The organism is Bradyrhizobium sp. Kon56 (assembly GCF_055807635.1).
The window spans coordinates 1-261 of record NZ_JBVVOU010000478.1 but is presented as its reverse complement, the minus strand read 5'-3'; the positions used below and the strand labels follow the sequence as shown (position 1 = coordinate 261).

At 58.2% G+C, this 261-nt stretch carries 1 pseudogene; it reads left to right on the top strand.

Annotated features, from left to right (window positions below):
* Window positions 1–261 (top strand): annotated as a pseudogene (locus AC0L3B_RS39735) (amidophosphoribosyltransferase); the annotation flags it as partial.

Sequence of the window (261 nt, the reverse complement as noted above, 5' to 3'; positions counted from 1 at the left end):
ACATCGATGTGGTTATCCCCATCCCGGACACCAGCCGCACCGCTGCGCTGGAACTGGCCAACCACTTGGGCGTCAAGTTCCGCGAAGGTTTCGTCAAGAACCGCTACATCGGCCGTACTTTCATCATGCCGGGCCAGGCTGCGCGCAAGAAGTCGGTGCGCCAGAAGCTCAATGCCATCGAGCTGGAATTTCGTGGCAAGAACGTGATGCTGGTGGATGACTCCATCGTACGTGGCACCACGTGCAAGCAGATCATCCAGA